Consider the following 22,027-nt stretch of genomic DNA (forward strand, 5'->3'; position numbering starts at 1 on the left):
GCAAAGTCCGGTGATCTCGTGAGTTCGCTGGTCAGGCGATGCCCAGGAGGTCGAGCGGGCGGGTGAAGGGCTCGTAGGAGGCGTGGCGGAGGCCGGCAGCGATGTTGCGGTGCCCGGCGGTGCGGAGGGCGTTGATCGCAAGGTTCCGCAGGGTTGCCATGTTCTCCGGGCCGTGACCCTTGCGGATCTTGGAGGCGTCCTCGGCGAAGGTGGTGTCGCGGATGAAGTGGAGCCGGTTCTCGATGGTCCACTGCGATCTGGCGAGTCGGCCGAGCTGCTCGGGCGAGGCTTCCTGCGAGGTCAGGTCGGTGATCGCGTAGACGGTCTGGCGGCTGCACTTGCCGGTGGTGAGGTCGGTGCGGTGTCGCAGGATGCGCGCGGCTTGAACAGCGTGGGGGAAGTCCAGGCCAAGGCCGGTGACGGTGAGGGCTCTGGTCACGCGGGTCTCCCTGCGGCCGTGAGCCCGACACTCGGCGAGGGCTGGCTGGCGGCCTCCTGGGACGACCCGCAGGCCGAGGACGTCCACCAGCTGCTCCACCGGGGCCGGCCGATCGGCTGGACCGCGCCGCTGCCGGACAGCCCGTGGGCCAGGCCGGGCACATCGCCGCCGAGTGCCGGGATGAGCGGGCCGCTGTGATCCTGACCGACCGAGCCAGCGGGGCCCGCACCCACCGCACCGTCGCGACGCCCTGGACGCCCTCCAGCGCGCCCACACCAACCGGCTCCGCGCCCAGCGCGCGGTGGCCGGCGTGCCGCGCCTGGCCCTCAAGCGCCCGACCGGCTGGAGCACACCCAGCGCCCGCGGCCTGGGCGCACCGAACCGCTCCCCGCTCGGCGACGGCCTCTTCCTGCTCACCTGGCCCGACCACCCGGGCGTCCAGGAACTCCAGCAGGCCGGCCACCCCGTCGGCAGGATCGAGGAGTACGACGTCCAGCGCGGCACCTGGACCGCCCTGATCGACAGCAGCCTCGTCGCCAACGCCGCCAGCGGCGAACCCCTGCGCTGCCCCGACGCCGACACGGCCCTCGCCCTGCTGCGCCGCGCTGATCACCGAGATCGGCGCGCTCGTGCCCGGAGACCGTGCCGATCGGGTCTTGGCGCCGTTACCTGAGCGAAGGGTATTGGTTCGAGGCAGCGCAGGAGTATCACCGTGACACATCGCCGTACCGTCAGGCATCCGGCGCCGCCGGGCGTCGACACCCTCCGGTTCACCCCGCGGGGCGCTCTGGACGCCATCGCGGACCCGAGGTTGCGCGGGATGGCCGCCGAGGTCATTGCCACCGGCCTGGTCGAGGAGATCGGCATCGAGTTCGGCACCGTCACACACGCTGTCGACAGGGACGGGGCTCGTGCCGTCGCCGGGACGCTGACGGCCGAGCTGGCCGCCTTCGGTATCCCGTGCCCGGCGGCCGTGGTCCGTGATGTGGCCCCGATGTGCTCTGTGCTGTTGCCGGACCTGGACCGAGATCTCCTGCTGGCTCTTAGCCGGGCCTGGACGTTCTTCGCCTACGTCGACGACGTTTGCGCGCGTGACCGTGTGGAGTTCGAGGCCATCCTGCAGGCCGGGATGCTGCCCGAACGGGGCTCGTCATCGCCCAACGCCCGGTACGCCCGGTACATGTTCGACGACCTGGGCCGGTTCTGCGACGCCACGTTCCTCGCCACCTACAAGATGTTCTTCTACAACGCGATGACGGGTGTCCTGATGGAAGGCGAGTTCACCGCGGACGCGTGCGACGACATCGACACCGAGTCCGTCCGGGTGCGCTCGGGCCACTGCGAACTCTTCTCCACCGCGCTCCAGTTCGCCGCCCCCTGTTTGGACAGCCGCAGCAACCGGCGGTTCTGGGCGGCGGCGCTGAGCCCCAGCGTCGACTTCCTCAACGACTTCAACGACCTGCTGTCGTTCTACAAGGAGGCGGTCGACGGAGACGACTTCCTGGCCAGCCGGATCTATCGCCACGCCATGACACGCAAGATCTCCTACCTCGACGCCTACCGCGAAACCCTCGCCGGAGCACGGGCCACCCACCGCCGCCTCCACCGGCTGGCCGGCGACGAGCAGCGTCCCCACCTCGACCGCTTCATGACCGGCTACGTGCACTGGCACCATCACAGCTCCCGCTACCGCTGGCGGGACGTCTACCCCACGCTCGCGCCGGTCACGTGAGCGGCTGCTCAAGGACCTCAGTCAGCCGAGGGTGATCCGGGTGGTGGGCTCACAGTGGGTGTACCTGCCCGCCGGGTACGGCTCCTGGAAGGGCGCCTGCACCCGGTTGCGGAACCGGGCGATCGACGGGCCACCCGGGCGCTGTCAGGGGATGTCAGCCGGGTGGCGGCAGGGTGTCAGCCGGTTGCCGGGGCTGTGAGAACGCTGCCGGTGAGATGTCAGCACGGCCCCGCAACCTTGGTCGCAGAACCTGCCGGGCACGCTCCCAAGCAGCGCGCGGCGCGCCTATGGACAGGCCGCGCGGGCTCCGCGCGCACCGCACCGCGGGTGCGGCTCCCGCACCGCACCGCAAAGGACGGTTGGCGCGAGTACGACGACGCCGTGCCCATCGTGGCCGCCACCCTTCAGCTGCTGGCCGAGCACGGTTCCCCTCCCGCGCCCGACTGGCACAGGCATGCCACCGACCGTCGCACCCGCGTCTTGCAGCGCCCGCGTGCGGACGGACCGGTTTCCCTGGGTTCATCGGCCGACGCCGGACTCTTGACACCCTTCGCCGCTGGCTGCGCCTGTGCTCCTCGTTGCGTGGACGCCCGCCATGTTCACGCGCAAGCCCCGGGTACTGCCACGCCGTTGCCTGTCGCTTCGGCGCGCCCGGGACGCTGTCCGTGCCGTGTCCGCCGCTGTGGCGGTCTGCCCGCGCCGCTACCGTCCGACGGCGCCGACAGGGTGTCAGGGAGTCAGGGGGCCCAGGGGCTGCGGTCGCCGATCACGCCGATCCGGAACCCGAGCCAGGGATAGACGTGGCTGAAGAAGGGATTGTCCTGTGGTTCCAGACCGACGGCGGACGGCCACATCTGGTAGGCCGGAGCGTTGGAGACTCCTCCGTGCTGCCGGCGCCAGACCCGGGCGGAGTCGCCACCGGCGGGTGCGGGGGTGATGGTGTCGGTCCACTCGACCGCGTTGCCGCCCTGGTCGAGGGTGCCCCACGGGGAGGTGGTCCGGGCCTGGCCGACGGTGCTGAGGCTGCCCTGGTAGAACGCGCGGTAGGCGAGGGGGTCCAGTCCGAAGGGGTTGACGGTCGAGCAGACGGCCGGTTGCACCTGGCCGGGGCACCAGCTCGGGGCGGGCTGGTTGGTGGCGTGGTAGGAGGCGAGCGGCTGGGCGGCGGCGTTCGTGACGTCGCCCGTGGCGGGGTCGAGGACGGTGGGTGACGGTGCGCTCGCGTCGCCGTCGCCAAAGACGCCGGGGTTGGTCGGATACTTCCAGTAGGAGTAGGTGCCGCCGCCGTTGGGGTCGTAGTAGGCGGCCTTGATCCACTCGTCCTGACTGGGCACCACGAAGCCGGAGTCGTGGGCGCGGGTGGCGTCGGGCCGAGCGAGGTCGTACATCCCGCGTTCGGTCTGCGTCGATAGCTCCACCTGGTAGGTGACGTACTCGAAGCCGCCGCTGGTGTCGGTCCGCCTGGAGACCAGACGTCCGTTGTAGAGGGAGTTGACGAAGCGGGCCGCCCTGAGGAAGTCGGCGAAGCCGTACGGCTTATCCGCCCACTCGGGGTAGGCCACGGAGTAGTGGTGGCCGGCGGCCGCGGTGGGCGAGAACTTGATCGGGCCGTACTTGGGCCAGGCCGCCGCGCTCTCGCTCCGGTCGTACAGGTCGTGCGGATCGCGCCCGCGGCGGTCGACCGTGTTCAGGAAGGCCACCCACTGGCCCACGGTGACCTCGAGCTGTCCGATCTCGTAGGGGGCGCCGACGCTACCGACCGTCAGGCAGTCCGTCGAGTCCGGTGGCGCGTCGGCGCAGGACTGGTAGATCGCGTCGGTGAACGGCACCACGGCGACCGACGGGTTCCCGGGTGCCCCGACTCTCGCGGTCCTCAGAGTGACCACCGCGCCCCGGCCGCCCCCGGGTGTGCCGGCTTCCGCCCGGGCAGCGATCGCGGACGGTGAGAGCAGCACCGACACCGCACAGGCTGCGAGGGCGGCCCTGGTGAGCGGGGTGCGGCTGGAGACAACGTGCATGGTCATTCCCTTTCGGCCATGGCAGACCACCCAGGCCAGGGGCCGGCGCTCGGGGATGGTGCGTCATCACGCTAGGCCACCAACAACTCTCCGCAGTCGAAGCATCGCGGAGTGAAAGGTGGAAACCATCTCCCTCACCCGATCGGCGTCCCGGCCGCTCCATCGTTCATGACGGGCCGCTTCCCGACCCGTCGGGCCGTACCCGGGCGATCAGGAGGGCGACGTCGTCGTGGTCGCCGGGGTGGCCGAGCTCGCGCAGGAGCCGCTCGGCTCTGCGCCGGCCGGGGCCGAGCCCGCTCTGGACGTGGCGTCGTTGAAGGTCCTGCGCGCTCCCGTGGTGCGCCGTCTGCTCGCCATGCGTACCGAGGGCCGGCTCACCCGCGCGCATGTCCGCACCACGGCACAGTGCCTGGCGGTCCCCGACCGCACGGTGTGGCGGTGGCCTCCACCCCGAGGGCGGGTGGAGGCCACCGGGCTGGCTGGACTCGGGCCGGTGGGGGAGTGACTACGGTCCCGCGGTCGCGGTCGCGGTCGCGGGCGGGGGTTGCGGTGGCTTCGCCGCCTGCACGGACGGCGTCGATGACAACTGGCTGCGCCAGGGCAGCGCGGACGCCGACCACCCCGGTGCCGGCGTCTGCGCTACTACTCCCACGGCGGCAGCTGCTCCCCCGCCGACAATGGACGCAGCTCTGACAGGGCGAAGCACGCCTCGTCGGGTCCTGCACGGCCAGCGTGTCCCCGCCACGGGGGAGCCGGTTCAGCTGGGTCATCCCCGGCTGAGCTGGCGTGCCACTGGGGCCGCTCACTCTCCCCAGGGGGCTGCAGTGGTGGAGAGTTCCAGGCCGGTCACGCCGTCGGCCCGGCGTTCGCGAAGCAGTCCACCGCCGAACGAGTAGCGGGGAGCGGCGGCGCGCTGGGCGATCTCGCGTTGCATGGCCTGGTCGCCTCGGACGGCAATACCCGGGATCGGCACAAGACGTGGCGGCTGGAGGGCGCTGCCGGGCTGGATGCGGCCGCTGCGGTGCTCGGGATGGTCCGCTCGGAGATGGGAGGTACGGCTCGGGGCGCCGGACGTACTGGTGCCCAGCACGCGATGGCGGTCAACGAGACGATCGCCGCGTTCGTCCTGGGCGGCAGCGCGCCCGGGGCCGCGGGCGGGGTCGGCACGGTGCGGTCCTGGTCGACCGAGACCGAGTTCCCGCTGCCGGGCGGGCGGCGCAAGGTGCGTCCGGACGGTGTGTGGCAGGCCCCGGAGGTCGGGGTGCCGGTGCTGATGGTCGAGGTCGACCGCTCCACCATGGCCCCGGCCGACGTCGCCGCGAAGTTCCCCCGGTACCGCGAGCTGTTCCGCACCACGGTCCGCGACAACGACCCGGCCCTCGCCGAGAAAGAGCCGGCCGACCGGACGGTGCACTGGTGGCGCCGCGCCTACCCCGGCACCCACACCCGCGCCGGGTACCCGCCCGTCGCCCTGGTCGTCACCGACGCCGGACCGGTCGCGCTGACCAACCGCCAGGAAGCGATCGGGGACCTGTCCGCCGGCTGCTGGCGCGGCCGCTGGCGCAGGGAGGTCCGCGACTACAACGACGACGGCTGGCGCGAATACGACGACGCCGTGCCCATCATCGCGACCACCCTTCAGCTGCTGGCCGAGCACGGCCCGCTCGGGCCGGTGTGGTGGCGCTACGGCCGCTCGGGCCGGCACTCCCTCATCGAGGCGCTGGAGAACCCGAACAACCGGGCCGCCTACGACCTGCGCCAGGCCGCCCGCGAGGACGAGGAGCACAAGGCCCACCAGGAGCTGACGGACTCCCTGGTCTGCATCGACTGCGGCGACGTTCCCGAGGAGGAGAGCACCTGGGAGTACGGCCGCCAGGGACAGGTCGAGTGGACCCGCCGCCAAGGCGGCCGCTGCTGGCCCTGCGACCAGGACCGCGAGGAGCGGATGGAACGGGAGGCCGAAGAGCGGCTGGAGGCCGCCCGCACGGCCAACGCCGCGCTGCGCCCGTGCTGGACGTGCCGGGGCTCGATCGGGGGGAAGGAGGGCTCGAAGCTGGCCCGGGACGAACGCGCCGCCACGCCGAAGAGGACCGACGCTCCGCCACGGGCTCGGCGCGCTACGGCCTCGTGGGCCCGGTCCAGCCGGTGGGGACGTGGCCGAGGCGGACACGCTGGGGGTGGCGGCCGACGGCGACCGATGCGGTCTTGCGGCCGGTCGCGAAGTCGATGGCGGTGACCTGGTCCGCGCCGCTCTCCGAGATCAGGCAGGACTTGCCGTCCCCGCTCACCGTCGCCCAATACGGTTTGGACGCGGGCACCAGCGGCCCCTCCTGGAGGGTGGCGCGGTCGACCACCGTCGCGTAGTCGTCCACGGTGCCCGCGACGCAGATCCGGTCGCCCGACGGGCTCGTCGACAGGCCGTGGTGGCGGGAGTCGTTGGGCCAGGTGGTGCGGTCGGTACTGGCGGCCGGGTCGACCGGGAGGGTCTTCACCCGGGTGATCCGGTCGGCGGCCACGTCGTACTCCAGGAATCCGTTGAAGAAGGACACCTGGAAGTAGAGCCGGGTGCCGTCCGGGGAGAAGACGGCGGGCCGGACGGCGTTGGAGAGGCCGCCGAGGCCGGCGTCGTCGAGGCGCTTGCGCATGTCGATCTCGCGGATCGGGGTGAGGGTGGCCGCGTCGACGACGGTGATGTGCCGGTCGCCCTTCGTCCAGTCCAGCCAGGGCGCGTCCAGGGCGGTTTCGACGTTGCCGATGGACATGTTCCACAGCTGCCGGCCGCCGTCGGTGAAGATGTTCTCGTGCGGCTTGTCCCCGGTGTGGAACGAGCCGAGTTCGGCGCCGGTGCGGACGTCCAGGACGTGCACGGTGTTGGCGGTGGAGGCGGAGACCGCCACTCGGGTGCCGTCGGGCGAGAGCGCCATGTGGTCGGCGCGGTAACCCGCCACCGGGAAGCGCCAGTTGACCCGCCCGGTGGCGAGGTCGAGGGAGACCACGTCGGCGAAGCTGGGCCGGGAGACGACCACGGCGGTGCCGTCCGGCGTGCTGTACATGTCGTCGACGAACTGGTCGTGGCCCTCACCGGGGCCGAGCCGGATGCCGAGGAAGTAGCCGAGCTTGACGGGGTTGAGGTAGATCTCGGCGAGCCGCTGGTCCTTGTCGGGGATGACGTCAATCCGTCCGACCTTGCTGAGGGCGCCGGAGGATTCGATCACGTCGGCGGTGCCGTCCCAGTTGTTGCCGACGAACATCACCTCCCGTAGCGCCGTGGTGGCTCCGGGGGCGGCGCTGCTGGTGGCGGCGGCCGGGGCGAGCAGGCCGAGCGCGACCGCGAGGGTGCAAAGGGATCGGACGCCGAGTCGGCGCCGGGGACCTGTCCTGGACATCGTCGCTCCTTCGTGGGGGTGGCACGACGGGTTGTGAGACGGTCTGTCAGCTTGCGCCATTCAACGGTAGGGAGGGGGCCGGTCCGCTGGCAAGACGTCGGCGGCGGACGCGTTCGCGGCGGGGCCGTCCGCCCGTCGCCGCCTGCCGGTCCGCCGGTCTCCCGCCCACCGCACGGAAACCGTGAAACCCCCTGGTTTTCCCTGGAGGGCCAAGGTTGCTCAGGCGACCTCCGCTCCGTAGCGCGCCCGGTCGTAACGGCCTGCGGCCAGGTCCTCGTTGGAGACCGAGGCGTCGGCGGGGCTGCCCGGCGCCCCGGCCGCAGCCTGCACATCGTCCAGCAGGTCTCCACGGTGCTGTCACGTTAACGGGTGCTTGATCATCTGATGCTGTATCGGGGTGTGATGGGGCCGGTCTCGGGGCTTGGGTCAGGCTGCGGCGGGCAGGCCGGTGTTCCCGGTGACGTGGTCCCAGATGGTGAAGCGGATGGTCATCTCAAGCCGGTATTCGGCGGCGGTGCGCAGATGTCGTCGGGTGCGGAAGTGGGGTGAGATGCCGCTGAACGCGGACAGGAACCGCTGTGCCGCACCCATGGAGCGGAAGCCTTTCATCGCGCGCTCGCGCTGCCTTGTCGGCTGGTGGGAGTTCTCGGCCCGGTTGTTCAGCCCCTTGTGCGAGCGGCGCTCGACCGAGGGCATGAGCTCGCGGTGGGCGACAGCGTAGGAGCGGAGCTTGTCGGTGACCAGCACCCGCGGGACCCGGCGCTGCTTCTTCATCAGCTTGGCCATGAAGCGCTTGGCGGCCTTCGCGTCCCGGCGGGACTGGACCAGGATGTCCAGGACGTTGCCGTACTGGTCGACGGCCCGCCACAGGTACTGCCGTACCCCGTTGATCTTGATGAAGACCTCGTCGAGATGCCATTTGTCGCCCGCCGTGGGCCGTCGGCGGCGCAGCCCGTCCGCGTAGGCCTGGCCGAACTTGGCGCACCAGCGGCGCACCGTCTCGTGCGAGACGATCACGCCGCGCTGCAGCATCAGCTCCTCGACCTCCCGGAACGAGAGCGGGAAGTGGAAGTACAGCCACACGCAGTGGGAGATGACCTCGACCGGGTACCGGTGCCTCGTGTACGCCGGTGACACGACACCCACGACAGGCCCTCCCAGCCACGACCGCCCCGAAGATCATCCCACTTCTCGGTCAACGTGACAGCGCCCTCCGAGCCGTTCACGCAGGGCGTCGAGCAGCGTCGTGCGCGTGTCGACGGTCAGCCGACGCGGGGCCCCGTCGACCTGCACGGTGATTTCCGTTTTCATCGCACGAGAGTCCCCTGCCCCGGCCGCGCTCACACGGCGCACGGCGCCGGGTTTCGGCGGCCGGTCACGGCTCGCGGACGCACTCGATCAGGTAGTCGCCGGTGGCCGGGTCGATCGTGACGCCGTGGGTCTCGCTGCGGAACCCGGGGAACTGCCGGTCGAACTCCTCCAGCGCCCCCAGGTAGCGCAGCAGTGGACCGTCGGGCCCGCCGACCGCCTCGCCCGGCATCAGCACCGGGATCCCGGGCGGCGTGACGGTGACCATCGCGGCCGCGACCCGGCCGGCGGCCCGCGCCAGCGGCAGCCGCTCGGTGCCGCCCCGGATCAGCTGCTGGTAGCAGTGCTGGGGCGGCGCGACCGGCTCGGGCAGCTCACGGAACGCCGTGTCGAGGGCGTCGATCAGCTCGGCCCCGGTGAGGTGTTCGTGCATCTGCCGGCAGAGCTGCCCGAGCGTCAGGCCCGCGTAACGGTGGGGGTACTGCTCGACGAGGTCGCGCAGGACGCGGTCGACCGGGGCGTCGCCGTCGTGCAGCGCCTTGAAGTCCATCAGCGCGTCCATCAGGGTGCCCCACTTGCCCTTGGTGATGCCCATGGAGAAGAGGAGGAGGGTACTGTAGCTGTCGGTCTTCTCGACGACGATGCCGCGGCCGGCCAGGTAGGCGGTCAGGATCCGGGCCGGAACGCCCCAGTCCGCCGTCTGACCGGTGGCCGTGACACCGGGGCAGGTGAGCGTGACCTTGACCGGGTCGAGCAGGCAGTACCCCTCGGTGAGATCGGGGAAGCCGTGCCAGTCCGCCCCCGGTTCCAGGTGCCAGCAGCTCGGCTCCCGGCTCAGCAGCGCGGCCGGGGCGTCGGCGAAGTCGAAGCGCTCACCGGTGGCCGGGTCGGTGACGGTGTCCGGCTGCCAGACGCCGAAGAACCACGCGGGCCGGTCGCCGGCGGCGGCGATCCGCCGTGCCGTCCGTACGACGGCCTGGCGGAACCTGATGGCCTCGGTGACGGCCTCGTCGATCAGCCACTGCCCCTGCGGGCCGTCCATCATGGCGGTGGCGACATCGAGCGAGGCGATCCCGGGGTAGAACGGCGAGGTGGTGCCGTGCATCATGAAGGCCTCGTTGAACCGCTCGTGCTCGACCGGTGCCCGGGGGGCCGACCGCACGTGGACCATCGCGCTCTGCGAGAGGGCGGCAAGCAGCTTGTGCGTCGACTGGGTGGAGAAGACCGTGGGCCGCAGCGGGTCGTCGAAGGTCTCCGGGCCGACCGCCATGCCGTAGCGGCCTTCGTACAGGGGGTGGAAACGGGCGTAGGCGAACCACGCCTCGTCGAAGTGCAGCCGGGGCGTACTGGGTGCGAGCGCGCGGGCCGTCCGGACGGTGTCGTAACAGAGGCCGTCGTAGGTCGAGTTGGTGATCACGGCATACTGCGCCTGGGCGTCGACGGCGTCGGCGGCCAGCGGGTTGGCCGCGATCCGGGCGCGCACCGCCGCGGGATCCGTCCCGGTCGGCGGCAGGGGCCCGGCGAGTCCGTACCCGTTGCGGGTGGGCACCAGGTAGACCGGGCGGGCGCCGGAGATCACCAGCCCGTGCAGCACCGACTTGTGGCAGTTGCGGTCCACCAGCGCGATCTCGTCCCGGGTGACGCTGTAGTGGCCCACCATCCGGTCGGCGGTGGAGTCGCCGTGCAGCACGAAGTAGGTGCGGTCGGCCCCGAAGACCCGGGCCGCGTTGCGCTCGGCCTCGCCGATCGGGCCGTTGTGCTCGAACAGGGAACCGAGCTCGCCGACCGAGATCGACAGGTCGGTGCGGAACAGGCGCTCGCCGTAGTAGTCGAAGAACGCCCGCCCGGCCGGGGACTTGAGGAACGCGACGCCGCCCGAGTGGGCGGGGGTGTGCCAGGAGTACTCGTGCGCGTCGTCGAACCCGCGCAGCGCTTTGAAGAATGGCGGCAGGATGTCGCTGTGGTAGGCCCGCGCGGCGGCTTCGACCCGGCCGGCGACGAAGGCCGGGGTGTCCTCCAGGGGCCAGATGTACCCCGTCACCACCTCCGAGACCCACAGCGGCAGTGCCTCGAACTCCCGCTCCGAGTCGTCCGACATGACGAGGAAGGAGGGGAGGTCCTTGAAGCGCCGCCCGATCGTCCGCAGCACGGCGGCGCCACCGTCCCGGGCACCGCCCGGCCCGGGGCCGGCGCCGGAGTCGGGCCCGGCTCCGGGCGGGAGCTCCCAGGCGACGACGGCGGCGGCGATCCCCGCCTCGGTCTGCAGCACGGCCCGGGCGTCGCGGGCGCTGGCGGCCCAGCGCAGCTCGAAGCCCCGGTTCTCCAACTCCTTTCCCACCCGGCGGAGTTGTTCGCCGGCGGCTCCCGACCGGACCGGCCCCTCGGGCAAAGCCAGCAGGATCTCGCTCTTCCCCATCGCTCAGCACACCTTCCCAGACCACGAACCCGTCGATGCCGGCCCAGTGTCCGCGCGACCGGGCGCGTGCCACCGGCCTTTGCCACTCGGTTCCCCCGATCGGGTGGCGCACCGGTCGTGCCCCCGTCGAGTGCGAGCGGGCGTGCGGCGGAGTGGGCTACGGAGTGGGCTGCGCAGTGGCGTCCGCACGCGCACGCCGTCGCGCTACCGGACGGGAACGCTGGAGGAACCGGGGCTCAGGCGCCTTCGGGCGGGGCCGGTCAGTGGCCGGGTTCGGGTTTGTCCGACTCCTTCGGGTCGATGCCGGTGCGGGTCTTGGGCGAGTACGACCCCGACGGGCGGCCGGAGGGGCCTTTCGGGCCGTGGTCGCGTCGGTTCTCGGAAGGCCCCTGGTCCTCACCGCGCGAGCCTTCGCTGTGCACGGTGTTCCCGGGCACCTCGCGGTGCTCCTCGGCGGCGGGTTCGCGCCCCGGGCCGGGCTCGGGAGCGTAGGTGTCGGGATGGAAGGAGCGGTGGGCGCTGTCGTTCGGTTCCTGGTGCTCGGCGTCGATGTCGCCCGACCAGCCGTGCTGGCGCCCCTGGTGGCGGCTGGCCTGCCCTTCGTCCATGGAGTGGTGGGCTGCCGGCTTCTTGGAGGTCATGGTGTCCCGTCCTCGCGTCTGGAAGCTGTGGAAGCTGTTGTCCTGCGCCTGTCCAGTCCTGGGCTTGTGACACCCCTGGCCGGGGCGCTCGTCGCCCTTCCGGTGCTCAGTGCCGGCGCAGTAGCCTGGACGGTTCATCCGCATGCGAAGGGGTGATGTGGTGGTTCATGCGAACTGGGATCCGGCGTCCGTGGGCGAGGTTCTCGAACCGGCGGGCGGAGAGGTGCCGGAAGCGGTGCGACGCCGGGCGCGCAGGGAGATAGCCGCCCGCGCGCTCGGCCCGGAGAACTGCCGGCTCCTCCTGGAGGTGCTGGGTCTGGTGCACGAGGAGCCGGCGTCGTCGTCGGCACACCGGTGAGAGCCGGTGACCGCCCAGGCGGGAGCGAGGGCGGTGCGGGAGCGGGTCAGTACAGGGCATCGCCCGTGGGGGAGCCGTCGCCGGTGACGTACGCGCGGATCGAGGCCAGGTACTCCTGGCGGCCGACGCGTCCGTCGCCGTCGCCGTCCAGTGCGTCGAAAGCGGCGTCGGCGTTGTCGGCCCGGTTGCCGAGGGCCTGGCGCAGCGTGGTGAACTGCGTCCGGTCCAGGGCGCCGTCCTGGTCGGCGTCGGCGAGGTCGAACAGGGCGCCCAGGGCGTACTGGCAGACGGTGTCGAACTTCTCGGCGTCCACCCAGGCCTCGTACTCCGGGTAGGTCATCAGGCCGTCGCCGTTGGCGTCCATCGCGGCCCAGGCGCGTTCGCCCGTGGTGCGCGCGGCGATGACCAGGGGATCGTCGTCGTCGCGTCCGGTTGCCCGCCGGGTTCGTTCGATGCGGACGAAGTAGTCGTGGCGGGAGGCGACTCCGTCTCCGTCGGTGTCCAGCATGGCGTAGATGCGGGCCTTCGGGGTGGTGGGGTCGGCCGGGGCCGGGTGGGGCTGGGTCGAGGGGAGCGGCATGCCGGTCTTCCTTCGGGTGCGGGCGGGGCGGGTGGCGGTCGCCGGGCCGGTCACTGGGTGAGGCGGAGCACGAGGGTGGAGTCGACGGCGGTCTCACCGGCGAGGGTGCCGCAGCCGGTGCCGGTGCTGGTGCCCACGGCGTTGACGGTGTCGCCGGCGAAGCGTGCGCTGTCGGGGGTGACGCCGCGGGTGACGACCAGTGAGGCCGTACCGTTCACCTTGACGACGTCGATCTTGTCGAACCGGAAGGTGGAGACGGTCCCGTCGAGCCAGTGGACGGTCGTGGTCGAGGTGTCGCCGTGTTCGTCGCCCGTGCACTCGGCGGCCGGCATGGTGACCGTCCGCTCGAAGGTGCCGGTGGCCGAGGGCGCGCCGGCCGCGTCCACGCACGACACGGTGCCGGTCATGGCCAGCATGTCGACCACCGCGCTCAGCAGCAGCGCGCTCACCGCGGCCAGGACCGCGCTCGCGCGGCGGCCCCGGTGCGGGCGGCCGGCCCGTACCGGTTGTACCTTCCACCCCGCTGTCAGGCCCGCCAGCAGCAGGGGGAGCAGCAGGATCGGCCAGCCCCAGGCGATCCAGCCGGGGATCACCACGGCTGCGGTGAGGCCGGTGAGGGCGGTGTGGCCGCGTGAGCCCCATAGCACCGTGAGCTCGGTGGTCCGGCGTGCGGGGGCTTCCCGTAGTTCGGGATCCGGCCGGTGTGGTCGAGGAGGGCATCGGTGGCGGTCAGCAGGGCCGCCAGCGTCTCGTCGAAGCCTGGGCTGGCGGGCTCAGCTGCCTCGACGGCACCGCGTCGCTGGGCGACGTGGTGTTGCAGCTGGGTGAACCGTGCGGTGACCGATTGCACCGTGTTCCCTCCTCCGCTTCGGGACGATCGCGGTCGTCGACGCGAGGGTAGCGGTGTGCACGGACGGCTTGCTTGCGATTTCAGAAAGTGACCGACTCGAAATGGGGGTCGCTGGCGCGGCCCTACGATGTGGGCGCCGCGCGAAGGCCGTGAACTGCACGGTCGGAGGGCGACTTCGAGGAGGACAGGGGCTGATGGGACGCCACAAGAAGCACCACCCACGACGGGCGCCGAGGGCCGTCACTCCTGGTCCGGCCGAGGCGGGCAGCCCCGTCGTGGACGAGGGGTTTCACCGTCTGCACCCCGAGCTCGGGGGCTGGGACATGGAGCGCTGGCTGCTCGCACCCGGTGGCGGAGACCCGGACCTCGGGCAGTTCGCTGCCTACGAGCTCCAGGAGCACCTCGACACCTCCTCGCAGGTCACCCCCGCACAGGTGGAGGCACTGCGGGCCGGCACCGTGACGGTGCACTACTTCCTGCGCACCGTCTTCGACGAGGACACCGGCATGTCCTACTGCCAGGGCGTGGTCTACAGCCCGGCGACAGGCTGGATCGCCGTGGAACGGCCGTGGGAGGAACAGGACGAGGACGACACCTCGGTCCCCGACGCCCGCGCCTGGAGCGCGCCCGCCCTCGACCAGTTGCTGGCCGGCCTGGAAAGCCACCTGCCTGAGCTACGCGCCTCCGTGGACGTCGACGGCGACGAGGGCGCCCTCCTCAGCCTCCACCTGCGGGAAGCGCTGGCCGCCGCCGGACGGGCCTGAGCACGGTTCGGACTTTCACCAACAGGCGAGACATCGCATGCGGACACTGCCGGTCTGGACGACGACGCGTACCTGCGTTCAGGCGCGGGGGGCCGACGGTTCCCTTTCCCAGGAAACGCGTCCATCAGCTCGCCGTTGCAGGTCCGGGGGCCGACAGCGCCCGGACCGGGCGGGCAGCGGCCCGACGCCAGCCGACCCGCACCTTGTCGCACGGGCTGCTCCGGGCTGGGCCCCCGACGCCGCCGCAACGTTCAATCTACCGGGGAGGTCCGCCACACACTCAACCCCGGGCTTAGCGGCTAAGCGGCTAAGCGGACGTGAACCGTCCGTCATGTGTGATCAGCACGCCAATCGCCCGGGCGGACGTGGAGTTGCGCGCGGCTGACCCGCCGTGGACCGGCTCAGTGGCACAGTCGGCTCGTGACGCGACACGACATCATCAACGTGGCCCACCTGAACCGGGTCTTCCGCGGCGGGCCCGTGACGACCGCCGACCCGGCGCTGCTGCGCAACTTCGAGGCGCCGGGCGAGGAGTGGTTCACCGGCGTCGTCCAGGAGTGGCTCAAGGCTATGGACTGCCAGCTGGTCGAGGTCGACGGCGACGTCATGAGTGTGGGGTACGGAGCAAGTGAGATCAGATTGACTCCCAGAGGTGACGGTGGCTGGCACGCGTCCCAGACCCGATGGGGATGGACCGAGCGACCGGACCGATTTTCCTTCTCCGAGCGGCCAGTCCCGGGACGCCCGCGGCCCTCTTCGACCACCTCCTGCTGAATCTCGACGCCAAGCCGGGCACACCGTAGGAGCAACCAGTCATCGGTGGTCGTGAGGACAGCTACTACGGCGGCCAGGCTTCGGACGGACCAGGGGGTCGGACCGATCTCGTGCGCGGGCATACATCCTCCGGCCTGCGGACGGTTCTGCTCCGCTTTCTCTGCCTCAGGTGGTGACGTGCGGGACCTGCCGACCTAGAGCGGTGCGCCCGATCACGTGTTCCACCTGGGAGGTCGTCATGGCAGCTCGTTCGCGTAAGAACTCGGTCTGGGGTGCGGTGCCGGGCGACACCATCTGGGGATACCGAACGGACTCGACGTGGGGCGTGACGGACACCAATTGGGGAGGCGCCCACCCGGATCCGTCGGGGCGCGGCGTTGACTGCGGCTGGAATGCCGACAACCGCTCCGAGGTGTAGCGGCACTGGCAGCGGGCTGCGGGCGGGAATGTTCCTGGAGCGTCGCGGCCCGTTGTCACCACGCCGAGGAGTGCCCGCCGGAGTGGTTCCCCTCTACGACTGGGGCTGCACGACGTGGTCGGTGATCGATTTCCGGGGACCCGAACGGTGCGAGGTGGTCCAACGCAGAGGGACATTGTTGGCCACAGGGCATCACCTTGGCCCAGTGGTTGATCGCCGCGATGAACGGCTAGGGCCTGTTGCGAAAGTGCTGGTCACAGCCACTCGTTGATGGCTGCGATCAGCACTGTCGCTTCGTAGCGCACCGCCAACTTGTCGTATCTCGTGGCGACCGCCCGATGGCGCTTCAGGCGATTGATCCCGCACTCCACAGCGTGGCGCTCCTTGTAGTCCTCCTTGTCGAAGGCCGGCGGCCGACCGCCTCGGGAGCCGAGCTTCTTCCGGTTGCGGACTTGGTCGGCCTTCTCCGGGATGGTGCACTCGATCCGGCGTCTGCGCAGGTAGGAGCGGTTGGCGCGAGAGCCGTAGGCTTTGTCGGCACGAACCTTGTCCGGTTTGGTGCGTGGCCGCCCTGGCCCGGTGCGGGGAACGCGGATGCGTTCGAGGACGGGCTGGAACTGTGGGCTGTCGTGCCGGTGCCCGGCAGTGATCAGCAGCGACAGCGGCACTGTCATGTTGCCGAGGGTATGGATGTCGGACGGAGTGTCAGGGCATGGTGGGCTCGGGTGTCAGTCTTGGGTCAGGCTGCTGTGGTCAGGCCGGTGGCGCCGGTGATGTGGTCCCAGATCGCGAAGCGGATGGTCATCTCGGTGCGGTATTCGGTGCCGGTCATTAGGTGGCGTCGGGGCCTGAAGTGGGGCGAGATGCCGCTGAACGCGGCCAGGAACCGTTGGGCTCCGCCGACAGAGCGGAAGCCCTTCATGGCGCGTTCGAGTTGCCGGGTGGGCTGGTGGGAGTTCTCGGCCCGATTGTTCAGGCCCTTGTGCGAGCGGGGCTCCACCGAGGGCATCACCTCACGGTGGGCGGCGCCGTAGGAGCGGAGCTTGTCGGTGACCACCACCCTCGGCACCGACCGGGTGGCCTTCATCAGCTTCCGGAAGAAACGCCTGGCCGCAGCGGTGTCGCGCCAGTTCTGCACAAGAATGTCCAGGACGTTGCCGTCGGCGTCGCCCGCGCGCCACAGGTACCGCCGCTCACCGTTGATCTTGATGAAGACCTCGTCCAGATGCCACTTGTCGCCGGCGCGCGGGCGTCGGTGCCGCAGGGCGTTGGCGTAGTCCTGACCGAACTTCAGGCACCACCGGCGGACCGTCTCGTAGGAGAGGATCAGGCCGCGCTCGAGCATCAGCTCCTCCACCTCGCGGAAGCTGAGCGGGAACCGGAAGTACAGCCACACACAGTGCGCGATGACCTCCACCGGGTACCGGTGACCTTGTACGACGGCGGCGTAGTCGACACGAGCGATCCCCTCCCAGCATGACCAACCCCAAGATCATCCCATCCCCGCCAGCCAACGTGACAATGCCCGTCCGCGAGGTCAAGGAAGAGACCGGCCTTGACGTACAGATCACCGGCCTGGTCGGCACCTACACCGACCCGAAGCACATCATCGCCTACACCGACGGCGAGGTCCGCCGACAGTTCAACGTCTGCTTCACCGCCCGCATCACCAGCGGCCGGCTGGAGATCTCCGACGAGTCCACCGAACTCCGGTTCGTGCCGCCGCATGAGATCGAGCAGTTGCCGATGCACCACACCCAACGACTCAGGCTTCAGCACTTCCTGGAACAGCGCGAGAAGCCGCACCTGGGCTGAACCGTCTGACGGCAGTAGCGACGGCAACAACCCCGCACAACCACGGACGCCCGCGCACGTCACCGACGAGCAAACCGCACTTGACCTGCGAAAAGGCAGGTCGAAGGCTTCGCGTAGCACACGTGTTCTTCGCCCATGTGATCGCGAACGCCGGGCGCCGCGTTCCGGTTCCCCGGGCCGCCCGGGGCACTCCCCACCGCACCGTCGGGCAGTTGTGTTGATCCTGTGATCCAGGCGGGAGGTGGGAACAGGCGTTCTGACGAGTGGTGACATACTCCTGGGCGCAGAACCCCGGCGTCGCCGTATTCCGACGTCGGGCCAGTAACAGGGGGAATCGAACGTTCATGTCATCAACTCGTAGGGCCAAGCACACCGTCCGGGCCGCCGTCGGCGCGTCCGCGCTCGCCCTCACTCTGCTCGCCACCTCCGCCTGCGGGCCGGACAACAGTCCGGACGACACCCCGGCCACGAAGAACGCGGCGAACCTGGGTCTGCCCGCCAACCTCGCGGACCTCAAGAAGTGGAGCTTCGACGACTGGGAGAAGTGGGCCAAGGACTACGCCCTCCCGGCCGCCACCAAGGGCTACTGGACCCTGGAGAAGATCCTCGAGGCCAAGCCGATGGATCCCGTCGCGCCGCCCGAGCAGCAGCCGACCGGCCAGCCCACCCAGGCTCCGGCCCCACAGCCGACCGGCCAGCCCACCCAGGCTCCGGCCCCGCAGCCGACCGGCCAGCCCACCCAGGCTCCGGCCCCGCAGCCGACCGGCCAGCCCACCCAGGCTCCGGCCCCGCAGCCGACCACCACCCAGAACCAGCCCGCCCAGCCCCCGGCGCCCAAGCCGACGAACGCCCCGGCCGCACCCACCCAGGCCCCGAACGACAACGGCAACGACCCGCGGCCCGGCACCCGCAACGCGCAGCCCGTGCCGCACCCGTACGCCAAGAACACGGCCGTCAACGGGAAGTTCCTCTACACGAGCCCCGGCGAAGCGAAGCCCAAGCCCGGCGAGTCGTTCTCGCACTCCTGCTCCGGGACCGTGGTCGTCGACCCGGTCCACCCCGGCAAGAGCAACCTGGTGTGGACCGCCGCCCACTGCGTCCACCAGGGCAAGGGCGGATCGAGCTTCGGCAACATCACCTTCTTCCCCGGCTTCAACACCAGCGGGGCCTTCAGCAACGGCAAGAACGCGGAGGCGTCGCAGGTCGCACCGTACGGCGTGTGGGACGCGGTGAACTACGTCACGTCCCCGATCTGGGCGTCCGAAGGCAGCACCGGGGCCGGCAACAGGGCCTCCCAGGCCGACTTCGCGATCGTCCGGGTCAAGCCCGAGAACGACACCGGGAAGTCCCTGGAGGAGGCGGTCGGTGGCGCGGTGCCAGTCTGGTTCAACGCTCCTCGCGACCAGCTGGTCGTCACCGCCCACGGCTACCCGTCCAACCCGCCGTTCGACGGCCGGGAGATGGAGCAGTGCGCCGACGACAAGCCGGTCCGCATGTCCTTCGACGTGGCCCTGCCGCCGATGCTCGTCATCGGCTGCACCATGACGGGCGGCTCCAGCGGCGGCGGGTGGACGGTCATCAAGGACGGCAAGCCCGTCCTGGTCAGCGACGTCTCCCTCATCTCCCCCGACCAACCGAAGCAGATGTCCGCCGGCCCGTACCTCGACGACGTGGCCGCCTCCGCGTACAACTTCATCTCCAAGAAGGGCTGACGCGGCACACCCCACAGACCGGCCCCACCGCACGCGCGGTGGGGCCGGTTCTTCGTCACGCCCTACGCGTCCCCGCCACGCAGCAGGTCGACCGCGGTCCGCCTGACGAGACCTTCGCTTCCCCCGTCAGCCGCCTTCGGCACGTGCGGCGCCCTTGAGAGGGCAGTTGAGCGGGCGAGCCGGAAGCCGACGTCGTCGATCCGCAGGGTGGGGTGGCTGCGTCGGCGGACGGAGGCGCGGCAGCTCCAGCGCTCGTCGAACCAGCCGCCGCCGCGCAGCACGCGGTAGCTGCCGTACACCTCGGCGTCGTAGACGTTCCAGCACCACTCCCACAACACCGCAGTCAAGCGCCGTGTCGGCGCGGTCGCCGGTGCGCTCGCCATCGTCCTGGGTGGCGGTCTGCTCACCGCTTCGCCGGCCGCGGCCGGCGACGGGATGATCTACAAGCCGATGGACACGGCCGGGGTCGCCAAGCAGCTGCAGGTCAAGTCCACCGGCAAGTGTCTGGAGGTCGCGGACTGGCGCACCGACGACGGCGCGCCGGTACGGCAGTGGACCTGCACGGGCGGTGCGAACCAGCCGGTCCTGGCCGATCAGAGTGCCGAAGACTACTTCGAGCTGCCCCGGCGGATCGTCGGTGAAGGCGAGCTCTTCGCCCTCACCGTGACAGGGGACTCCATGGTGGACGCCGGCCTGCTCGACGGCGACTACGTTACTGTTCGCCGCCAAGCGGTCGCGGAGAACGGGGACATCGTGGCGGCGATGATCGACGGCGAGCCACCGTGAAACGGTTCAGACGTGCGGACGGCCGGATCTGGCTGATGCCACACAACCCGGCGTACGAGCCGATCACCGGCGACAACGCGACCATCCTGGGCAAGGTTGTCGCGGTCCTGCGCCGCCTCTGACACGCCGGGCCACGTCCTCCACATGCCATGTTCGCGGCCAAACTCCCAGGTTGCAGCCCTACCCGCCGCCACACCCAGGGTCCTCCCGATACCGCGACCCCACCGCAGTCAGGGCCACCAAACAGAGCCGCCGCAACCTCCCCCATACCGCGGCTGGCCTCCCGCACGGCCGGGCCCCGCGGACCACCACCCCACCTTCACCTCAGGATGCCGGTGCGGTCACGGGCTACCCAGCCGGGTTCGGACCTGCGCTTGAGTACGCGTACTCAAGCCCCGGTCCGAGCCGCACGCCTACGGTGATGGGACGGAGCAGAACAGAGGGGGCGAAGTGTTCGACAAGGGGTTGGCGAAGGGCTGCCTGGGAGCCGTGGTGGGTCTCGTCGGCCTGGTCGGGGCCTTTCTCGTGTTCAACATCGGCGTGTGGTGGTGGATCGCCTACGACGAAGCGCACCCGTCCGCTCCTCGGCCCGAACACGTTCGCTTCACCGCGGACGAGTTCCGTCACCACAGCGAGCAAGCCGTCCAGGACACGATCGGCGGCCTGACTCCCGGCCTGGTACTGAGTGACGCGGGCTACACCGTTCAGCAGCACCATCAGCGTCCGAACGGCGAGCCGAGCAGGTTGTCTTTCGTCGATCGCCAGCTCACCGCCCGCACCAGGATCAGCGCGTCCCACCGCTTGGAACTGAAGAACGGCATCGAGAACCAATGGCGGCTGCACGGCTACAACCAGGTCAAGCCGATCTGGACCCCCAGCGAGCCGGAGAAGGGCACGGACTACAACTTCAACGCCGAAGCCTCCGGGGGAGTCAGCGTCTACGTCAGCCTCGTGCCGGGACCCGACCAGATGCTCACCTTCACCCTCTCCATCCGCAGCGACGGCGTCGAGTACGCCCCGGACTTCGCCAGGCCCACCGAGACCCTTCGACCGGACATCGACGACGCCCACTGGTCGACGTGATCTCCCAGGAGCCCCCGACAGCAGCCAAGTCAGCGTCGGCACCGCCTACGCTTACGTCCACCAGGTCACCGACCTGCTCCCCCGATTGGCCCCGGTCTGACCCAGGTTCTGCGTGAGGCCGACCCGGAGTACATCCTGGTCGACGGTACCCTCGCCGAATGCGGCCCGGTCGGTGACGGCCGAGTACCGGCGCCGGTAGCACGGTCGCGGTCCCCACCAGGCGCCCGCCCCGCAAGCAAACTCAGCATCGGCCAGGAATCGCTGAACCGAGCCCACGCGCGACTCCACTACGCCGTCGAACGCGGCATCGCCACACTCAAACGCTGGCGATTCCTCCGCCACGCACGATGCAGCCCGAGCTGGCTGACGTCAGCAGCCAAAGCAGTTCTCGCCCTGGAGCTGCAACGCTGAAAGGCTCACTGGCTGCGCGCAGCGGGCATGTGGACGGTCTGGGCCAGTCGGCCAGCCATTGCTACGGCTGGGGAGTAGCGCGCCGTTTGACCACGCGGGGGCCGGCCAGCGGGGCGGGCCAGAGTTGCAGTCGAACGAGCTCGGTGGCGTCCGCGCCGTCGGTGCAGTCGGGCGTGTCCAGGTACGAGCGGGATGCCCTGACGCGGATCGGCCCGGCAGGGACTTCGAATCGCGCGGCATCGGGGAGGTAGTCGGTACACCCCTTCACGACGATGCTCCCGGACGATATCGACAGGCTCGCCTCCACAACGTGGTCGAAGGCGAGGGCGTCATCGGTCGGCTCGGCGCCGAGGATCTCCACATCGACGCAGACGTCGAGGTTGTCCTCAGTACCGATCGCCAGAGCGTCACCAGCGACGGCGATCCCGTCGACCCAGGCCTCCGTAGTCCAGGCCTCGCCCAGATCTCCGTCGAATGCCTCATCCGTGACGTGGATCTGGTGGTAGTCCGCGAACAGCGTCAGATGCGTCGTCACG

General features: G+C 70.6%; 22 protein-coding genes and 5 pseudogenes. 13 read left to right on the forward strand and 14 right to left on the reverse strand.

Going from position 1 to position 22,027, the window contains the following annotated elements:
- Nucleotides 1–31 precede the first annotated feature (31 nt).
- Nucleotides 32–439: a transposase gene (locus tag ACZ51D_RS36970; protein WP_465626667.1), complete on the reverse strand. Its 408-nt coding sequence runs from the start codon at nt 437–439 to the stop codon at nt 32–34.
- 18 nt (nt 440–457) lie between these two features.
- Here ACZ51D_RS36970 and ACZ51D_RS36975 point away from each other — a divergent pair, with 18 nt between their 5' ends.
- From ACZ51D_RS36975 to ACZ51D_RS36985, 3 genes are all read left to right on the forward strand, one after another.
- A complete protein-coding gene (locus tag ACZ51D_RS36975) occupies nt 458–637 on the forward strand; it encodes a hypothetical protein (protein WP_465664726.1) in 180 nt (59 codons plus the stop codon).
- Nucleotides 638–749: 112 nt separating this feature from the next.
- Nucleotides 750–1,112 (forward strand): hypothetical protein, encoded by a 363-nt coding sequence (locus ACZ51D_RS36980; protein WP_465626663.1) that lies wholly within the window; start codon nt 750–752, stop codon nt 1,110–1,112.
- 39 nt (nt 1,113–1,151) lie between these two features.
- Nucleotides 1,152–2,171, forward strand: coding sequence for a hypothetical protein (locus ACZ51D_RS36985; RefSeq protein WP_465664727.1), 1,020 nt, complete (start codon nt 1,152–1,154; stop codon nt 2,169–2,171).
- A gap of 737 nt (nt 2,172–2,908) precedes the next feature.
- On the opposite strand, the gene ACZ51D_RS36990 is transcribed toward ACZ51D_RS36985, so the two are convergent.
- The 3 genes from ACZ51D_RS36990 to ACZ51D_RS37000 all read right to left on the reverse strand — a co-directional run bounded on the left by ACZ51D_RS36990 (nt 2,909) and on the right by ACZ51D_RS37000 (nt 5,123).
- Nucleotides 2,909–4,189 (reverse strand): hypothetical protein, encoded by a 1,281-nt coding sequence (locus ACZ51D_RS36990; RefSeq protein WP_465664728.1) that lies wholly within the window; start codon nt 4,187–4,189, stop codon nt 2,909–2,911.
- A gap of 166 nt (nt 4,190–4,355) precedes the next feature.
- On the reverse strand, nt 4,356–4,577 hold the full coding sequence (locus tag ACZ51D_RS36995; protein ID WP_465626235.1) for a hypothetical protein: 222 nt from the start codon (nt 4,575–4,577) through the stop codon (nt 4,356–4,358).
- Nucleotides 4,578–4,991: 414 nt separating this feature from the next.
- The gene (locus ACZ51D_RS37000) at nt 4,992–5,123 is read right to left on the reverse strand and encodes a hypothetical protein (RefSeq protein WP_465626233.1); all 132 of its coding nucleotides are present in this window, start codon (nt 5,121–5,123) and stop codon (nt 4,992–4,994) included.
- Between ACZ51D_RS37000 and ACZ51D_RS37005 the strand changes: the two genes are divergently transcribed.
- Nucleotides 5,118–6,425: a replication-relaxation family protein gene (locus tag ACZ51D_RS37005; protein ID WP_465664729.1), complete on the forward strand. Its 1,308-nt coding sequence runs from the start codon at nt 5,118–5,120 to the stop codon at nt 6,423–6,425. The genes ACZ51D_RS37000 and ACZ51D_RS37005 overlap by 6 nt on opposite strands.
- Here the strand turns inward: ACZ51D_RS37005 and ACZ51D_RS37010 are convergent.
- The 4 genes from ACZ51D_RS37010 to ACZ51D_RS37025 form a co-directional block, all read right to left on the reverse strand.
- A complete protein-coding gene (locus ACZ51D_RS37010) occupies nt 6,307–7,575 on the reverse strand; it encodes a YncE family protein (RefSeq protein WP_465664730.1) in 1,269 nt (422 codons plus the stop codon). The two genes, ACZ51D_RS37005 and ACZ51D_RS37010, sit on opposite strands and share 119 nt — an antisense overlap.
- A gap of 426 nt (nt 7,576–8,001) precedes the next feature.
- Nucleotides 8,002–8,721, reverse strand: coding sequence for an IS6 family transposase (locus ACZ51D_RS37015; protein ID WP_465626227.1), 720 nt, complete (start codon nt 8,719–8,721; stop codon nt 8,002–8,004).
- 229 nt (nt 8,722–8,950) lie between these two features.
- Nucleotides 8,951–11,299: an Orn/Lys/Arg family decarboxylase gene (locus ACZ51D_RS37020; RefSeq protein ID WP_465626225.1), complete on the reverse strand. Its 2,349-nt coding sequence runs from the start codon at nt 11,297–11,299 to the stop codon at nt 8,951–8,953.
- A gap of 260 nt (nt 11,300–11,559) precedes the next feature.
- Nucleotides 11,560–11,940, reverse strand: a complete 381-nt coding sequence (locus tag ACZ51D_RS37025; protein ID WP_465626223.1) for a hypothetical protein — start codon at nt 11,938–11,940, stop codon at nt 11,560–11,562.
- A gap of 190 nt (nt 11,941–12,130) precedes the next feature.
- Between ACZ51D_RS37025 and ACZ51D_RS37030 the strand changes: the two genes are divergently transcribed.
- Entirely contained in the window at nt 12,131–12,298 is a 168-nt protein-coding gene (locus ACZ51D_RS37030; protein ID WP_465626221.1) for a hypothetical protein, read from the forward strand.
- Nucleotides 12,299–12,344: 46 nt separating this feature from the next.
- Here the strand turns inward: ACZ51D_RS37030 and ACZ51D_RS37035 are convergent, their stop codons facing one another.
- Both ACZ51D_RS37035 and ACZ51D_RS37040 read right to left on the reverse strand, forming a co-directional pair.
- Nucleotides 12,345–12,878, reverse strand: a complete 534-nt coding sequence (locus tag ACZ51D_RS37035) for an EF-hand domain-containing protein (RefSeq protein ID WP_465626219.1) — start codon at nt 12,876–12,878, stop codon at nt 12,345–12,347.
- A gap of 50 nt (nt 12,879–12,928) precedes the next feature.
- Nucleotides 12,929–13,525, reverse strand: a complete 597-nt coding sequence (locus ACZ51D_RS37040) for a hypothetical protein (protein ID WP_465626217.1) — start codon at nt 13,523–13,525, stop codon at nt 12,929–12,931.
- Between the two features lie 397 nt (nt 13,526–13,922).
- On the opposite strand from ACZ51D_RS37040, the gene ACZ51D_RS37045 reads away from it, so the two are divergent.
- Nucleotides 13,923–14,492 carry a hypothetical protein gene (locus tag ACZ51D_RS37045; RefSeq protein WP_465626215.1) on the forward strand — a complete coding sequence of 190 codons (570 nt, stop codon included), beginning with the start codon at nt 13,923–13,925 and terminating at the stop codon, nt 14,490–14,492.
- Between the two features lie 420 nt (nt 14,493–14,912).
- The gene (locus ACZ51D_RS37050; RefSeq protein WP_465626213.1) at nt 14,913–15,266 is read left to right on the forward strand and encodes a hypothetical protein; all 354 of its coding nucleotides are present in this window, start codon (nt 14,913–14,915) and stop codon (nt 15,264–15,266) included.
- 672 nt (nt 15,267–15,938) lie between these two features.
- Here ACZ51D_RS37050 and ACZ51D_RS37055 read toward each other — a convergent pair.
- Both ACZ51D_RS37055 and ACZ51D_RS37060 read right to left on the reverse strand, forming a co-directional pair.
- Nucleotides 15,939–16,349 (reverse strand): annotated as a pseudogene (locus ACZ51D_RS37055) (transposase); the annotation flags it as partial.
- A gap of 74 nt (nt 16,350–16,423) precedes the next feature.
- A complete protein-coding gene (locus ACZ51D_RS37060; protein WP_465626241.1) occupies nt 16,424–17,149 on the reverse strand; it encodes an IS6 family transposase in 726 nt (241 codons plus the stop codon).
- A gap of 62 nt (nt 17,150–17,211) precedes the next feature.
- On the opposite strand from ACZ51D_RS37060, the pseudogene ACZ51D_RS37065 reads away from it, so the two are divergent.
- Both ACZ51D_RS37065 and ACZ51D_RS37070 read left to right on the forward strand, forming a co-directional pair.
- Nucleotides 17,212–17,499: pseudogene (locus tag ACZ51D_RS37065) on the forward strand (NUDIX hydrolase); the annotation flags it as partial.
- 344 nt (nt 17,500–17,843) lie between these two features.
- Entirely contained in the window at nt 17,844–19,211 is a 1,368-nt protein-coding gene (locus tag ACZ51D_RS37070; protein ID WP_465626211.1) for a trypsin-like serine peptidase, read from the forward strand.
- A 167-nt stretch (nt 19,212–19,378) separates the two neighbouring features.
- Here ACZ51D_RS37070 and ACZ51D_RS37075 read toward each other — a convergent pair.
- Nucleotides 19,379–19,546, reverse strand: a pseudogene (locus ACZ51D_RS37075) (SUMF1/EgtB/PvdO family nonheme iron enzyme); the annotation flags it as partial.
- A 115-nt stretch (nt 19,547–19,661) separates the two neighbouring features.
- On the opposite strand from ACZ51D_RS37075, the pseudogene ACZ51D_RS37080 reads away from it, so the two are divergent.
- From ACZ51D_RS37080 to ACZ51D_RS37095, 4 genes and pseudogenes are all read left to right on the forward strand, one after another.
- Nucleotides 19,662–19,772, forward strand: a pseudogene (locus ACZ51D_RS37080) (hypothetical protein); the annotation flags it as partial.
- Between the two features lie 9 nt (nt 19,773–19,781).
- Nucleotides 19,782–20,119 (forward strand): annotated as a pseudogene (lexA, locus tag ACZ51D_RS37085) (transcriptional repressor LexA); the annotation flags it as partial.
- A gap of 328 nt (nt 20,120–20,447) precedes the next feature.
- On the forward strand, nt 20,448–21,080 hold the full coding sequence (locus tag ACZ51D_RS37090; protein ID WP_465664731.1) for a hypothetical protein: 633 nt from the start codon (nt 20,448–20,450) through the stop codon (nt 21,078–21,080).
- Between the two features lie 135 nt (nt 21,081–21,215).
- Nucleotides 21,216–21,491: a transposase family protein gene (locus ACZ51D_RS37095; protein ID WP_465664738.1), complete on the forward strand. Its 276-nt coding sequence runs from the start codon at nt 21,216–21,218 to the stop codon at nt 21,489–21,491.
- Nucleotides 21,492–21,552: 61 nt separating this feature from the next.
- Here ACZ51D_RS37095 and ACZ51D_RS37100 read toward each other — a convergent pair whose 3' ends face one another.
- Complete coding sequence (locus ACZ51D_RS37100) at nt 21,553–22,026, reverse strand: hypothetical protein (protein WP_465664732.1); 474 nt, start codon at nt 22,024–22,026, stop codon at nt 21,553–21,555.
- Nucleotide 22,027 lies beyond the last annotated feature (1 nt).

It is taken from the genome of Kitasatospora sp. NPDC033851 (assembly GCF_055576085.1).